12 protein-coding genes are annotated in these 15,218 nt (G+C 59.8%); 7 read left to right on the top strand and 5 right to left on the bottom strand.

Features of this window, described 5'->3' with window-relative positions; all coding sequences use genetic code 11:
• Nucleotides 1-223: 223 nt before the first annotated feature.
• The 3 genes from ntrC to BFQ00_RS23430 all read right to left on the bottom strand — a co-directional run bounded on the left by ntrC (nt 224) and on the right by BFQ00_RS23430 (nt 3,642).
• Complete coding sequence (gene ntrC, locus BFQ00_RS23440; protein WP_065885751.1) at nt 224-1,660, bottom strand: nitrogen regulation protein NR(I); 1,437 nt, start codon at nt 1,658-1,660, stop codon at nt 224-226.
• The gene (gene glnL / locus BFQ00_RS23435; RefSeq protein ID WP_057724492.1) at nt 1,657-2,742 is read right to left on the bottom strand and encodes a nitrogen regulation protein NR(II); all 1,086 of its coding nucleotides are present in this window, start codon (nt 2,740-2,742) and stop codon (nt 1,657-1,659) included. Before glnL ends, ntrC begins: the two co-directional genes overlap by 4 nt.
• Nucleotides 2,743-3,105: 363 nt before the next feature.
• Nucleotides 3,106-3,642: a chorismate mutase gene (locus BFQ00_RS23430; protein ID WP_065934896.1), complete on the bottom strand. Its 537-nt coding sequence runs from the start codon at nt 3,640-3,642 to the stop codon at nt 3,106-3,108.
• Nucleotides 3,643-4,066: 424 nt separating this feature from the next.
• Between BFQ00_RS23430 and BFQ00_RS23425 the strand changes: the two genes are divergently transcribed.
• Entirely contained in the window at nt 4,067-4,303 is a 237-nt protein-coding gene (locus tag BFQ00_RS23425; RefSeq protein WP_065934895.1) for a DUF6124 family protein, read from the top strand.
• Nucleotides 4,304-4,375: 72 nt separating this feature from the next.
• Here BFQ00_RS23425 and glnA read toward each other — a convergent pair whose 3' ends face one another.
• A complete protein-coding gene (gene glnA / locus BFQ00_RS23420; RefSeq protein ID WP_024072899.1) occupies nt 4,376-5,782 on the bottom strand; it encodes a glutamate--ammonia ligase in 1,407 nt (468 codons plus the stop codon).
• Nucleotides 5,783-6,115: 333 nt separating this feature from the next.
• Here glnA and thiI point away from each other — a divergent pair, with 333 nt between their 5' ends.
• Together thiI and typA are read left to right on the top strand one after the other, a co-directional pair.
• Nucleotides 6,116-7,570 (top strand): tRNA uracil 4-sulfurtransferase ThiI, encoded by a 1,455-nt coding sequence (thiI, locus tag BFQ00_RS23415; protein ID WP_065893726.1) that lies wholly within the window; start codon nt 6,116-6,118, stop codon nt 7,568-7,570.
• Nucleotides 7,571-7,709: 139 nt separating this feature from the next.
• Nucleotides 7,710-9,530, top strand: a complete 1,821-nt coding sequence (typA, locus tag BFQ00_RS23410) for a translational GTPase TypA (RefSeq protein ID WP_017478180.1) — start codon at nt 7,710-7,712, stop codon at nt 9,528-9,530.
• 193 nt (nt 9,531-9,723) lie between these two features.
• Here typA and BFQ00_RS23405 read toward each other — a convergent pair whose 3' ends face one another.
• The gene (locus BFQ00_RS23405; RefSeq protein ID WP_065893725.1) at nt 9,724-10,158 is read right to left on the bottom strand and encodes a YkgJ family cysteine cluster protein; all 435 of its coding nucleotides are present in this window, start codon (nt 10,156-10,158) and stop codon (nt 9,724-9,726) included.
• Nucleotides 10,159-10,386: 228 nt separating this feature from the next.
• On the opposite strand from BFQ00_RS23405, the gene BFQ00_RS23400 reads away from it, so the two are divergent.
• From BFQ00_RS23400 to BFQ00_RS23385, 4 genes are all read left to right on the top strand, one after another.
• Nucleotides 10,387-12,837, top strand: a complete 2,451-nt coding sequence (locus BFQ00_RS23400) for a glycogen/starch/alpha-glucan phosphorylase (protein WP_065885745.1) — start codon at nt 10,387-10,389, stop codon at nt 12,835-12,837.
• Between the two features lie 233 nt (nt 12,838-13,070).
• Nucleotides 13,071-14,078 (top strand): class 1 fructose-bisphosphatase, encoded by a 1,008-nt coding sequence (locus tag BFQ00_RS23395; protein ID WP_065885744.1) that lies wholly within the window; start codon nt 13,071-13,073, stop codon nt 14,076-14,078.
• Between the two features lie 206 nt (nt 14,079-14,284).
• Entirely contained in the window at nt 14,285-14,539 is a 255-nt protein-coding gene (locus BFQ00_RS23390) for a lipoprotein (RefSeq protein ID WP_033897714.1), read from the top strand.
• A 30-nt stretch (nt 14,540-14,569) separates the two neighbouring features.
• Nucleotides 14,570-15,139, top strand: a complete 570-nt coding sequence (locus BFQ00_RS23385) for a lipocalin family protein (protein ID WP_065885743.1) — start codon at nt 14,570-14,572, stop codon at nt 15,137-15,139.
• Nucleotides 15,140-15,218 lie beyond the last annotated feature (79 nt).

The raw sequence follows: 15,218 nt of genomic DNA, 5'->3' as shown, positions 1-15,218 counted from the left end.
AATTTTTGAGCGATAGCGATCTTTCAGGTCTCAAGTCAGTGCCCAATGCCGGTTCATGGTGCATTGAAGCAGTGCACAACCCTCAAATCTTGTGAAGAGCCAAATGTGGGAGGGGGCTTGCCCCCGATAGCGGTGTATCAGCCAGCCTATCTGTGGCTGACCCACCGCAATCGGGGGCAAGCCCCCTCCCACATTGGATTTTCAGTGGAGCAGAGAGCGGTGATCAGGCGTCGTCGCTGTCGTCATCATCTGCGCCATCCACCTTCATCCCCAGCTCCTTGATCTTGCGCGTCAGGGTATTGCGGCCCCAACCCAGCAGCACGGCGGCATCGCGGCGGCGGCCGGCGGTGTGCTTGAGCGCGGTTTCGATCATGATCCGCTCGAACGCCGGTACGGCGCTGTCGAGCAGGTTCGACTGGCCGCGTGCCAGGGCCTGGTCGGCCCATTGGCGCAGCGCCTGTTCCCAGTTGGTTACCGGGGCCGAGTCCTGGGGCAGGCTCAACAGCTCCGGCGGCAGGTCGCTGATGTGCACTTCGCGCCCGGACGCCATTACCGTGATCCAGCGGCAGGTGTTCTCCAGCTGGCGTACGTTGCCGGGCCATGGCAGGTTCTTCAGGTATTCCTCGGTCTCGCTTTTGAGCAACTTCGGCTCCACGGCCAGTTCCAGGGCGGCGCGGCTGAGGAAGTGGCGGGCGAGGGTGGGGATGTCTTCGCGGCGGTCCGACATGCGCGGGATGTGGATGCGGATCACGTTGAGGCGGTGGAACAAGTCTTCACGGAACTTGCCGGCGTGCACCAGGGTTTCCAGGTTCTGGTGGGTGGCCGCGATGATGCGTACATCCACCTTGACCGGCGTGTGCCCGCCCACCCGATAGAACTCGCCGTCGGCCAGCACCCGCAGCAGGCGGGTCTGGGTATCGGCCGGCATGTCGCCGATTTCATCGAGGAACAGGGTGCCGCCGTCGGCCTGCTCAAAGCGCCCACGGCGCAGATTGGCCGCGCCGGTGAACGCGCCTTTTTCATGGCCGAACAGCTCTGACTCCATCAAGTCTTTCGGGATTGCGGCCATGTTCAGTGCAATGAACGGCGAGGCTGCCCGAGGGCTGTGACGGTGCAGGGCGTGGGCCACCAGCTCTTTACCGGTGCCCGATTCGCCGTTGATCAGCACGGTGATGTTGGAGTGACTCAAGCGCCCGATGGCGCGAAATACTTCCTGCATCGCCGGCGCTTCACCGATGATTTCCGGGGTGCGGGTCAGGGCCGGCGGGGCTTCCTGGTTCTGTTGCTCCTGGGCGTGCTGGTTGGCGCGCTTGACCAGCGCCACCGCCTCGTCCACATCGAACGGCTTGGGCAGGTACTCAAAGGCGCCGCCCTGGTAGGACGCGACAGCGCTGTCCAGGTCCGAGTGCGCGGTCATGATGATCACTGGCAGGCGCGGGTGCTGCTCGCGAATGCGCGCCAGCAAGTCCAGGCCGCTGGCGCCGGGCATGCGGATATCGGAGATGATCACGTCCGGCTGCTGGCGAGCCAGGCGGCTCATCACGCCGTCGGCGCTGTCGAAGCTCTGGGTGGTCATGCCTTCCTGTTGCAAGGCTTTCTCCAGGACCCAGCGGATAGAACGGTCGTCATCGACGATCCAGACAGTTTCACTACGGCTCATGTCGTGGGGGCTCCTTGTTCCAATGGCAGGAAGATCGAGAACGTGGTGTGGCCGGGATGGCTCTCACATTCGATCAGGCCCTGGTGCTGGCTGATGATGTTCTGGGTAATGGCCAGGCCCAGCCCGGTACCGTCCGGGCGTCCGCTGACCATGGGGAAGAAGATGGTTTCCTGCAGTTCGGCCGGAATGCCCGGGCCGTTGTCGATGATCTCGACCTTGGTCACCAGGCGATGGCGTACATGGCCAATGGTGAACTGGCGCAGCGCGCGGGTGCGCAGGCTGATGCGGCCCAGGCGCAACTCGTTCTGGCTGCTGATGGCCTGCATGGCGTTGCGCACGATATTGAGCACCGCCTGGATCATTTGCTCGCGGTCGATCAACACGTCGGGAATGCTCGGGTCGTAGTCGCGCACCAGGGTGATGCAGCCCTGGCTTTCGGCGTCGACCAGTTGGCAGACGCGCTCCAGCACTTCGTGCACGTTGGTCATGGCCAGGGACGGCAGCTTGTTGGAGCCGAGCATTCGGTCCACCAGGTTACGCAGGCGGTCGGCCTCTTCGATGATGACGTTGGTGTAGTCCTTGAGATGCTCCTCCGGCAGCTCGCGGGCCAGCAACTGCGCCGCGCCGCGAATGCCGCCCAGGGGGTTCTTGATCTCATGGGCCAGGCCGCGCACCAGCATCTTGCTGGTTTCCTGCTTGGACAGCTGCGCCTCTTCCTTGGTGATGCGCAGCAGGCGGTCGCGGGGGTGCACTTCGAGCAGCAGCAGGGTGGCGCCATTGCTCAGGATCGGTGTCACCGCGTAGTCGACGGTCAGCGTCTGCCCGGTGAGGGCGGTGAGCATCGCTTCGCGCTTGGTGAACGGGTGCGCCTGCTCCACAGCCTGGCGCAACGAGCTCAGGGCCTCGGCGGACTCGGTGAACAATTCGCTGATGAACTGCCCATGGCTGCGCTGGCCGCTGATGGCCAGCAGCATCTCCGCCGCCGGGTTCATGTACTCAAGGCGCAAGTCGGCATTGAGCAGGATGGTCGCGGTGGTCAGGTTGTCGAGTAACAAACGGTGCAGTGCATCGCTGATGGTCATCGGGACCTCTTTTGGAGCAAGGCGCAGGCTTGAGGCACACGCTGATACAAGGAAAATGCAAAAACCAAACCAAGGCTCCGAAAAGAAGCGTTAAACCCGTGAAATAGGCGGTTCAGGCGCGAAACTGTGGCGTTCTGCCAGTCTGCTCGGGAAGAATCGAACCAAAATGGGCTGGGCTGCAGTGGGGGTGCAACCTATCGCACCAATATAGTGCGACTTGGGGCGGGCTGTCAGGGATGGATGCGATCCAAATGTGGGAGGGGGCTTGCCCCCGATAGCAGGGTGTCAGTCAGCCTTTCCATCAACTGAACCACCGCCATCGGGGGCAAGCCCCCTCCCACATTTTTAATTGGGTTTACAGGGCTAGCCTTTGTATAGGCACAGCTCGGCGGTGGCGCGGATCATCGCCAGTTGGCGCAGCGGGTCATTCAGAGGTTCATGCACCGCCGCGGCCAGCCACTGCGGGCACTGCGGGTCGGTACGCTGCGGGGTGAAGTCGGCCAGTTGTTGCAGCAGGCGTTTTTGCAATTCATCCAGCCGCGGGCGAATCTGCTTGACCAGGTCCGGGCGCGGATCGTCCGGCGCCTTGCCCTGGAACTGCCAGTCGGACAGGTGGGTGTATTGCACCAGTTTGTTCGCCTCGATCTGCGCCGAGAAAAACTGCTCGGCGGCGGAGGGGTCCAGTTTGTAGCTCGGGGCTTGGGCGACGACGCTGCCGAGCACTTCCTGCTCGCGCTTTTTGTCTTCAACGGGCTTGTGGCTGTCCCATTTGCTCAAGGCCACCTGGTCGGCGATCTCCAGGCGTTCGGCGATGCTGTTGAGCAACGGATCAAGCGTGGGCGGCGCGGCGCTGGCGGTGACGCTGACAAATAACAGAGCGAACACAAATCGACGTTTCAAAGGAAATCCCCTGTAGGAGCGAGCTTGCTCGCGAAGGTCGTTAACGATAACGCGTAAATGTTGAAGAAATGTGGTGTCCTGGCGTTTTTCGCGAGCAAGCTCGCTCCTACAGTGGTCGCGTAGGGCGTCAGGCGCAGGCTACCTTAGCTTGCGCGGTTGCCTACAGGTAAGCCAGAATCCGCCGGCTTGTACGGCTGGCTTGTCGTCTCTAAGGTTGCTCGGTCGCTGCTCATCAGCGATCGGGTTTAGTAGCCTGAGGGTCAAGTTAAGCGTGTACCGCACCGTTCTTTATGGCGGCTGTGTGCAGGGCATCTTCGGATGCGCCGGTTTTTGCTTAACTTCCCCGGTCTACTAACCTGCGCCCAGCTGCCACCCAATCGTTTAGTAGCGAGTCGATGGCGGCCTCATTCGAGGAAGTTAAGACATGTTCAAGCCAACCCCAAATCCACCCCCATCCGTCTTCACCATTGCCGCCGATATCGACGACGAAGCCTTGATGATCAACAGCTTCGAAACCTTCTCTTCGGTCAGCACCTTGTTGCTGGACCTGTCCGAAGACCTGGATGGCAAGCACCGCGATATTGCACTGGCCATTCACCAGTTGAGCGCCATGGGGACGCTGATGGTCAGCCGTATGCTCGACCGCCAAGCGGCCCTCTGACAATCCACAGGCAAAAAAAGACCTCCCGAAGGAGGTCTTTATCATCACGCTACGTCAAGCAGCGCTACCGGATCAGCAGCTGTAGTACAGCTCGTATTCCAGTGGGTGTACGAAGGTGCGAACCTTGATTTCTTCTTCGCTTTTGAGCTCGATGTAGGCATCGATGAAGTCGTCGCTGAACACGCCGCCCTTGGTCAGGAACGCACGGCCCTTGTCCAGTTCTTCCAGGGCTTCTTTCAGGCTGCCGCACACTTGTGGGATCTCTTTGGCCTCTTCAGGCGGCAGGTCGTACAAGTTTTTGTCGGCGGCGTCGCCAGGGTGGATCTTGTTCTGGATACCGTCCAGGCCGGCCATGACCAGCGCAGCGAAGGCCAGGTACGGGTTGGCTGCCGGGTCCGGGAAGCGGGCTTCGATACGGCGAGCGCGCGGGCTGGACACGTAAGGAATACGGATCGAGGCGGAACGGTTGCGGGCCGAGTAGGCCAGCATTACCGGCGCTTCGAAACCTGGGACCAGACGCTTGTAGGAGTTGGTCGACGGGTTGGTGAAGCCGTTCAGGGCCTTACCGTGCTTGATGATGCCGCCGATGAAGTACAGGGCGGTGTCGGACAGGCCGGCATAACCTTCGCCGGCGAAGGTGTTCTTGCCTTCTTTGGCGATGGACAGGTGAACATGCATACCCGAACCGTTATCGCCGTACAGCGGCTTGGGCATGAAGGTAGCGGTACGGCCGTAGGCATCCGCCACGTTGTGTACGCAGTACTTCAGGGTCTGGACTTCGTCAGCCTTGGCGACCAGGGTGTTGAACTTCACACCGATTTCGTTCTGGCCGGCAGTCGCCACTTCGTGGTGGTGAACTTCGATGACCAGGCCCATCTCTTCCATGGCGTTGCACATGGAGGTACGGATTTCGTGGTCGTGGTCGAACGGCGGAACCGGGAAGTAGCCGCCCTTGATGCCTGGACGGTGGCCTTTGTTGCCGCCTTCCACGTCCTGGTCGGACATCCACGAACCTTGTTCGGAGAAAATCTTGAACATCGAGCCGGAGATGTCGGACTTGAACTTGACCGAATCGAAGATGAAGAATTCAGGCTCCGGGCCTACGAATACGGTGTCGCCGATACCGGTCGACTTCAGGTATTCCTCGGCACGCTTGGCGATCGCACGTGGGTCGCGGTCGTAGCCTTGCATGGTCGAAGGCTCGATCACGTCGCAGACGATGATCAGGGTTGGGTCTTCGGTGAACGGGTCGAGGACGGCCGTGCTGTCGTCCGGCATCAGGATCATGTCGGAGGCTTCGATGCCTTTCCAGCCGGCGATGGAGGAACCGTCGAACATCTTGCCTTCTTCGAAGAAAGCATCATCCAGCGCGTCGCGAGCCGGCATGGTCACGTGGTGCTGAGTACCTTTGGTGTCCGTGAAGCGCAGATCAATCCATTTAACGTCATGATCTTTGATGAGTTGAACCGACTTCGACATGGTGTCCTCCGGGTGGCTTCGGGCTTGGTAGTGGAGTTAGCCCTTAGAATTTGGGTGATGCCGGCGCGGATACTCCGCCAAGGCAACCTGCCTCACAAGAGAGCAAATTGCATGCCAGTGCGCCAACATGGTCTTTTTGCTTCAAAATGGCCCCTATAACGGTGCAAACGGCCAACGGGCGATAAATGCCGCACCGCAATGTGGCGTTATTGGACGAAAATGACCTGTTTTGGTGCGCTGCACATGCGATGCATATTAACTGGTTAAACCTTGAGCGATTTCCGCTATAATCCGCGCCCCCCTTTTTCAGCAGGCCCGGCGCGCGCTGTTTCCATGAAATTAATCGTAAAAGTCTTCCCCGAGATCACCATCAAGAGCCGACCGGTACGGATGCGTTTCATCCGTCAGTTGGCCAAGAACATCCGTGCCGTGCTCCGCGATCTGGACCCGGCTGTGGTGGTGAACGGCGTGTGGGACAATCTCGAGCTGGAAACCCGCCTGACCGACGCCAAAGCCTTGAAGGACATGACCGAGCGCCTGAGCTGCATGCCGGGCATCGCGCATTTCCTGCAAGTGGACGAGTACCCGCTGGGCGACTTCGACGACATCACCGAGAAGTGCCGGCTGCACTTTGGTGATGAGCTTGCCGGCAAGATTTTTTCGGTGCGTTGCAAGCGCGCCGGCAAGCATCCGTTCAGCTCCATGGATGTGGAGAAATACGTCGGCAGCAAGCTGCGTCGCGAGTGCGGCGCGGCCGGAATCTCCCTCAAAGCGCCGCAAATCGAAGTGCGCATGGAAATTCGCGACCAACGGTTGTTTGTGATCCACAGCCAGCACGACAGCATCGGCGGTTACCCGCTGGGCGCCCTGGAGCAGACCCTGGTGTTGATGTCCGGCGGTTTCGATTCCACGGTTGCGGCCTACCAGATCATGCGGCGCGGCCTGATGAGCCACTTCTGCTTCTTTAACCTGGGCGGTCGTGCACACGAATTGGGCGTGATGGAAGTGGCGCACTTTATCTGGAAGAAGTACGGCAGCTCCCAGCGCGTGCTATTTGTAAGCGTGCCGTTCGAGGAAGTGCTGGGCGAAATTCTCGGCAAAGTCGATAACAGTCATATGGGCGTAGTTTTGAAGCGTATGATGTTGCGCGCCGCGTCGCGGATCGCCGACCAGTTGCAGATCGATGCGCTGGTGACCGGTGAAGCGATCTCCCAGGTATCCAGCCAGACGTTGCCGAACCTGTCGTTGATCGACTGCGTGACCGAGAAACTGGTCCTGCGCCCGCTGATCGCCAGCCACAAACAGGACATCATCGACCTGGCAGAAGAAATCGGCACCGCCGACTTTGCCAAGCATATGCCCGAGTATTGCGGGGTCATTTCGGTGAACCCCAAGACCCACGCCAAGCGCAACCGCGTGGAGTATGAAGAACAACAGTTCGACATGGCGATTCTGGAGCGTGCGCTCGAGAACGCCAAACTGGTCCCGATCGATCGCGTCATCGACGAGCTGGGCCAGGATGTGCAGATCGAAGAAGTCAGCGAAGCCCTGGCCGGCCAGATCATCGTCGACATCCGTCACCCGGATGCCGCCGAAGACGAGCCCCTGGAGATTCCTGGCATCGACGTACAAACGCTGCCGTTTTATGCATTGAACGCGCGTTTCAAGGAACTGGATGACAGCCGTCAGTACCTGCTGTATTGCGACAAAGGCGTGATGAGTCGCCTGCATGCCCACCATTTGCTCAGTGAGGGGCATGCCAATGTGCGCGTTTATCGACCGAGCTAAGAGCCCGGGGCTGTTTGCCTGTGGCCTGCGTCACCGGCCCCCCGACTCTGCCGTCAAGCTGTAACGGCAAGGCCTGACTCTACTGTTAATCGCTGCCACGACCTGTCAGCACACCGAATCCTCTGATCGAGATACACAAGTGATCGAAAATCTACGTAACATCGCCATCATTGCTCACGTTGACCATGGTAAAACCACCCTGGTAGACAAACTCCTGCGTCAATCCGGTACCCTGGAGCGCAACGAGCTCAACGACGAGCGCGTGATGGACTCCAACGACCAGGAAAAAGAGCGCGGTATTACCATCCTGGCGAAAAACACCGCCATCAACTGGAACGGCTACCACATCAACATCGTGGATACCCCGGGCCACGCCGACTTCGGCGGCGAAGTAGAACGCGTAATGTCGATGGTTGACTCCGTTCTGCTGCTGGTTGACGCTCAAGACGGCCCTATGCCGCAAACCCGTTTCGTGACCAAGAAGGCGTTCGAAGCCGGCCTGCGTCCGATCGTGTGCATCAACAAGGTTGACCGTCCAGGCGCGCGTCCGGACTGGGTTCTGGATCAGATCTTCGACCTGTTCGACAACCTCGGCGCTACCGAAGAACAACTCGATTTCCAGGTTATCTACGCCTCGGCCCTGAACGGCATTGCCGGTCTGGAACACACCGCCATGGCCGAAGACATGACCCCGCTGTACCAGGCGATCGTTGACCACGTTCCACCACCGAAGGTTGACCGTGAAGGCCCGTTCCAGATGCAAATCTCGGCACTGGACTACAACAGCTTCCTGGGTGTTATCGGCGTTGGCCGTATCGCTCGTGGTAGCGTCAAGCCGAACACCCCGGTTGTCGCTATCGGCGCCGACGGCAAGAAGCGTAACGGTCGTATCCTGAAGCTGATGGGTCACCACGGTCTGCACCGTATCGACGTTGAAGAAGCTTTCGCAGGCGACATCGTGTGCGTCAGCGGTATGGACTCGCTGTTCATCTCCGACACCCTGTGCCAGCCGGACACCGTCGAGGCGATGAAGCCTCTGACCGTTGACGAGCCAACCGTTTCCATGACCTTCCAGGTGAACGACTCGCCGTTCTGCGGTAAGGAAGGCAAGTTCGTGACCTCCCGTAACATCAAGGAGCGTCTGGACAAAGAGCTGCTGTACAACGTTGCACTGCGCGTTGAAGAAGGCGACTCGGCCGACAAGTTCAAGGTCTCCGGCCGTGGTGAGCTGCACCTCTCGGTACTGATCGAAACCATGCGTCGCGAAGGCTTCGAAATGGGTGTGGGTCGTCCGGAAGTGATCATCCGTCAGGTTGACGGCGTGAAGCAGGAACCGTTCGAAAACGTCACCATCGACACCCCTGAAGAATCCCAGGGCAAGGTCATGGAAGAGATGGGCCTGCGTAAGGGCGACCTGACCAACATGGTGCCGGATGGCAAGGGCCGTGTACGTCTGGAATACAACATCCCTGCGCGTGGTCTGATCGGTTTCCGTAACCAGTTCCTGACCCTGACCAACGGTGCTGGCATCCTGACCTCGATCTTCGATCGCTACGACACCATGAAGTCCGGCGACATGTCCGGTCGTCAGAACGGTGTTCTGGTATCGGTAGAAACCGGCAAGGCGCTGACCTACTCCCTGGAAACCCTCCAGGCGCGTGGCAAGCTGTTCGTTGAACACGGTCAAGAGATCTACAACGGTCAGATCGTTGGTCTGAACAGCCGTGACAACGACATGGGCGTCAACCCAACCAAAGGCAAGAAGCTCGACAACATGCGTGCTTCGGGTAAAGACGAAACCATCGCTCTGGTTCCACCTGTTCGCTTCACCCTGGAACAGGCCCTGGAATTCATCCAGGACGACGAGCTGTGCGAAGTCACGCCTAAGTCGATCCGCCTGCGTAAGAAGATCCTGGACGAAGGCGAGCGTACCCGCGCTGCCAAGAAAGCCAAGAACTGAGTTAACTCAGGCTGAATGAAAAACGCCCCCGGTCGAAAGGCCGGGGGCGTTTTTTTATGCCTGCTGTTTTTGTGGTGGCTGTGCCGGCCCTATCGGGGGCAAGCCCCCTCCCACACTTGAATGTGTTCACAGATCAAAATGTGGGAGGGGGCTTGCCCCCGATGAGGCCCTTGAGAGCCCCACAAACCCCGGATCAGAACTTATCGAGGGTCTTGAACGTGGTCTCGCGCACCACTTCTTTCGGCTTGTACGCGCAATACCCCGGCCGTGGCCCGATCTTGGGGTGATTGCGGCAGGTATCCGGGCGCTTGTCATAAATAGTGCAGAAGCGCGTCTTACGATCCAGGTACAGGCAATCATTGTTGCTCATGCGCTGCAGGGTAAAAATCTCGGATTTATTGTTGTAGCGCTCGACGATGCCTTCCTTCTGCAAACGCTTGGCGATGTTCTTCGGTGGGTCGCCGCGCTCGAACTCATCGACGATGCCGATGCGGATCAGGTCCTTGATCTTCACTTCGACCGGCAGCGTGCAGCAGCTGGACACGCAGCCGCCGCACATGTGGGCGGAATATTTCTGCCAGGTCTCGAGACGGTCGAGTTCCGCGGCGGCGATCAGTTGAGGCTTCATCGGGGTTCCAAAAGGTGGGGCTGTATCCGGGCGCGCGATCATACCGGGATTGGTGGTTTTTTGAACAATCTTTTCAGGGTTTCTGCGCGAACGGCGATCGGGCACGACCTCTGCATCAAATTCACGCAACCGTGAATGAGTTAAAAAATTGACGAACCAGAGCGTCTACCGTCTGTCAGACCGTCTAGGCTCTAGCAACTCCTTCTATCTCGCCCGAGGTCGCAATTGATGTCTCAGGAACCACTTGCACGAGAAGCAGAGGTAGCCGCATTTCGCGATGCCGTCTTGACCAAACTCACCTACGCGGTGGGCAAGGACCCGGATCACGCCTTCGACCACGACTGGTTCGAGGCCATTGCCCTGGCCGCCCGCGACCAGATGGTCGACCACTGGATGGACCATACGCGGCGCATCTACCGCAAAGGCCAGAAGCGGGTCTATTACCTCTCGCTGGAATTTCTGATCGGCCGCTTGCTCTACGACAGCCTGAGCAACCTTGGCGTGTTGGAGATCGCTCGCGAAGCCCTGTCCGAGCTTGGCGTCGACCTTGAGCGCATCCGCCTGCTCGAACCCGACGCGGCGCTGGGCAACGGTGGCCTGGGCCGCCTGGCGGCGTGCTTCATGGAAAGTATGTCGACCCTGGGCATTGCCGGTCACGGGTATGGCATCCGTTACGAGCACGGCTTGTTCCGCCAGGCAATTGTCGATGGCTGGCAGCAGGAGCAGACCGAACGCTGGCTGGATTTCGGCAACCCCTGGGAGTTCGAACGCGCCGAAGTGATCTACCCGATCGGTTTCGGCGGCAGCGTGGAAACCCTGGCGGACGCGTCCGGCAAGATGATTCAGGTGTGGTCGCCCAGCGAAACCGTACGCGCGGTGGCCTATGACACCCCGGTAGTCGGCTGGCGTGGCGCCAGCGTCAACACTCTGCGCCTGTGGCGTGCCCGCGCGGTGGAAGACCTGCACCTGGAACGCTTCAATGCCGGTGACCACCTGGGCGCCGTGGCCGAGGTGGCCCGCGCCGAAAGCATCTCCCGCGTGCTTTACCCGGCCGACAGCACCGAAGCGGGGCAGGAACTGCGCCTGCGCCAGGAATACTTCTTCGTGTCCGCCTCGTTGCAAGACTTGCTGCGCCGCCACAAGAACATGCACGGCACGGTGCTGAGCCTGGGCGAACACGCCGCCATCCAGCTCAACGACACCCACCCGTCCATCGCCGTGGCCGAGTTGATGCGCCAGTTGGTCGACCTGCACGACATCCCTTGGGAGGCCGCGTGGGACGTCACCGTCGAAACGCTTTCCTACACCAACCACACCTTGCTGCCCGAGGCGTTGGAAACCTGGCCTGTCGGCTTGATGGAACGCATGCTGCCCCGGCACATGCAGATCATCTACCTGATCAACGCCCGGCACATCGACTCGCTGCGCGCCAAGGGCATTCATGACTTCGACGTGCTGCGCGCGGTGTCATTGATTGAAGAGGACAACGGCCGTCGCGTACGCATGGGCAACCTGGCGTTCCTCGGTTCCCACAGTGTCAACGGCGTGTCCGGGCTGCACACTCAACTGATGCGCAGCACGGTGTTTTCCGAACTGCATAAGCTCTACCCGGAGCGCATCAACAACAAAACCAACGGCATCACCTTCCGTCGCTGGCTGTACCAGGCCAATCCCAAGCTCACGTCGATGCTGGTGGACGCGCTGGGCCCGGACATTCTCGACACCATGGAAACGCGCCTGGGCGAGCTGGAAACCTTCGCCGAGAAGCAGACCTTCCGCAAAGCCTTCGCCGACCAGCGCCTGCACAGCAAGCGCGCGCTGGCCGACATCATCCATGAGCGCCTGGGCATTTCGGTGAACCCGGCGGCAATGTTCGACGTGCAGGTCAAGCGGATTCACGAATACAAGCGTCAGTTGCTCAACCTGCTGCACACCGTGGCGCTGTACCAGGCGATCCGCGCCGAGCCGGAGGTCGATTGGGTGCCGCGGGTGAAAATCTTCGCCGGCAAGGCGGCGGCGAGTTATCACCAGGCCAAGCTGATCATCAAGCTGACCAACGACATCGCCCGCACCGTCAACAACGACCCGACCGTGCGCGACCTCCTCAAGGTGGTGTTCCTGCCCAACTACAACGTCAGCCTGGCGGAAAGCATCATTCCGGCGGCGGATTTGTCGGAGCAGATTTCCACCGCCGGTTTCGAGGCGTCGGGTACCAGCAACATGAAGTTCGGCCTCAACGGCGCGCTGACCATCGGCACCATGGACGGCGCCAACGTGGAGATGCACGAGCGCGTGGGCGCCGAGCACATGTTTATCTTTGGTCTCAGTGCCCAGCAGGTAGAAGCCCGCAAGCATGCCGGCGAATTCAATGCAGGGCCCGATATTGCCGCGTCCCACCGGTTGAGCGATGTGCTGCAAGCGATCCGTGGCGGGGTGTTCTCGCCGGATGATCCGGGCCGGTATGTGGGGTTGATCGACGGGCTGATCGACTACGACCGCTTCCTGGTGTGTGCCGACTTCGACTCCTACTGGGACGCCCAGGCGCGGGTCGAGGCGCATTGGCACGACTCCAAGGCCTGGTGGCGCTCGGCGGTGTTGAACACGGCGCGGATGGGCTGGTTCAGCTCGGACCGTACCATCCGCGAATACGCCACCGAAATCTGGAAAGCCCTCGACTAGCCCCCTGATGCCACTGTAGGAGCGAGCTTGCTCGCGAAGAACGTCAACGATAACGCTTGCTTCCTGAACGAACGCGGCGTCTTTAAGTTTTTCGCGAGCAAGCTCGCTCCTACAGAGGGTCGTTGCGCCAAGCCGTGAACTCTATTGGCGTTAAATCCTCTGATTAGAGGAAATACGCCCCGACTCGCGTTAAACTGCGCGGGTTTTCAGCCCCCCATTCTCCGGAGCCTTCCATGTCCCGCGTTACCTTGAGTCGCTATTTGATCGAGCAGACCCGCAGCAACAACACGCCTGCCGATCTGCGCTTCCTTATCGAAGTGGTGGCGCGTGCCTGTAAGGAAATCAGCCACGCCGTGTCCAAAGGCGCACTGGGTGGTGTCCTGGGCAGCATGGGCACTGAAAACGTGCAGGGCGAAGTGCAGAAGAAGCTCGACGTCATCTCCAACGAGATCCTGCTCGAAGCCAACGAATGGGGCGGTCACCTGGCCGGCATGGCGTCCGAAGAAATGGACAATGCCTACCAGATCCCGGGTAAATACCCTAAAGGCGCGTACCTGCTGGTATTCGACCCCCTGGACGGCTCGTCCAACATCGACATCAACGCTCCGGTCGGCACCATCTTCTCGGTACTGCGTTGCCCGAACGAATACCTGAGCCAGAACGAAGCCCTGAACGAAAAGGCCTTCCTGCAGCCCGGCACCGAGCAGGTCGCCGCCGGTTACGCGATCTACGGCCCACAGACCATGCTGGTCCTGACCCTGGGCGATGGCGTCAAGGGCTTTACCCTGGACCGCGAAATGGGCAGCTTCGTACTCACCCACGAAGACATCTCCATTCCTGCCTCCACCCAGGAATTCGCGATCAACATGTCCAACCAGCGTCACTGGGAAGAGCCGGTGAAACGCTATGTCAACGAATTGATGGAAGGCGAAGAAGGCCCGTTGAAGAAAAACTTCAACATGCGCTGGGTCGCAGCCATGGTGGCCGACGTACACCGTATCCTGACCCGTGGCGGCCTGTTCATGTACCCACGTGACAGCCGCGAGCCTTCCAAGCCGGGCAAGCTGCGCCTGATGTACGAAGCCAACCCGATGTCGTTCCTGGTTGAGCAGGCGGGCGGTGCGTCCACCGACGGCCACCAGCGTATCCTCGACATCCAGCCCGAAGGCCTGCACCAGCGTGTGGCGGTGTTCCTGGGTTCGAAGGAAGAAGTTGAGCGTGTGACGGCTTATCACAAGTAGGAGCGAGCTTGCTCGCGAAAAGCTGACAGGCGACGCGGGCATCCAGACAGCCCGCGTCATCATTAACGTTCTTCTTGAAAAAGCCCCGAAACGTTTCAGCGTTTTCGGGGCTTTTTTGTTTTCGCTCGTCGGGAACCAGACACCTCTTTTCCCTTCTAAGCTTCTGGCAGATACCCCAGCTGCTTTGTCTCTCCAGGAGCTTTTCCATGTCTTTACGCCGTCTCGCCCTGCTGGCTTTTTGCGTGCTGTTGGCCGCTTGCAGCAAGGTCAACCAAGAAAATTACCAGAAGCTGTCGGCCGGCATGGCCAAGGCCGAGGTGGAGTCGTTGCTGGGCAAGCCGACCGATTGTTCCGGCGCACTGGGCATGTCCAGTTGCACCTGGGGCGATAAAAACAGCTTTATCAGCGTGCAGTATGCCGGTGACAAGGTTCTGATGTTTTCCGGGCAAGGCCTGAAGTAAACCGGGGCGCGAGCCTGCGGGAGAAGAAGAATGATGCGTTTTGTTGTGTTCCTTTGCGCCAGCCTGTTTTTGGCGGGCTGTGCCAGCCATTCTGGCGATGATCTGCAACCCAAGACCGCGAGTCACGTCAACCTCAAGCGTTACCAGGGCACCTGGTATGAGCTGGCCCGCTTGCCGATGTACTTCCAGCGCAACTGTGCGCAGTCCGAAGCGCGCTACACCTTGTTGCCCGATGGCGACATGTCGGTGTTCAACCGCTGCCTGACGCCTGAATGGAAATGGCAGGAAGCCAAAGGCACGGCCACGCCGCAGGTGCCGGGCAAGACCGACAAGCTCTGGGTGGAATTCGACAACTGGTTTACGTCGTTACTGCCCGGCGTCGCCAAGGGCGATTACTGGGTGTTGTATGTCAGCGATGACTACAAGACGGCCATCGTCGGCAGCCCGAGCCGGCGTTACATGTGGATCCTGTCGCGTACGCCGACGGTGAGCGCCGAAACCCGTGAAGACCTGCTGAGCAGGGCGCGGCAGCAGGGGTATGACACGACGCGGTTGATCTTCCGTACTCCAGATAAGCAGATGGCCAAGAGTTCGCAGTAATCAAAATGTGGGAGGGGGCTTGCCCCCGATAGCGGTGTGTCAGTATCAGATGAGCTGGCTGACATATAGCAATCGGGGG

Origin of the sequence: Pseudomonas sp. 28 E 9 (assembly GCF_900004785.1) — a bacterium.
GTDB classification, from domain to species: Bacteria; Pseudomonadota; Gammaproteobacteria; order Pseudomonadales; family Pseudomonadaceae; genus Aquipseudomonas; species Aquipseudomonas orientalis_A.
Note: the sequence above shows the minus strand (reverse complement) of the source record. Positions and strands in the feature narration are given on the sequence as shown.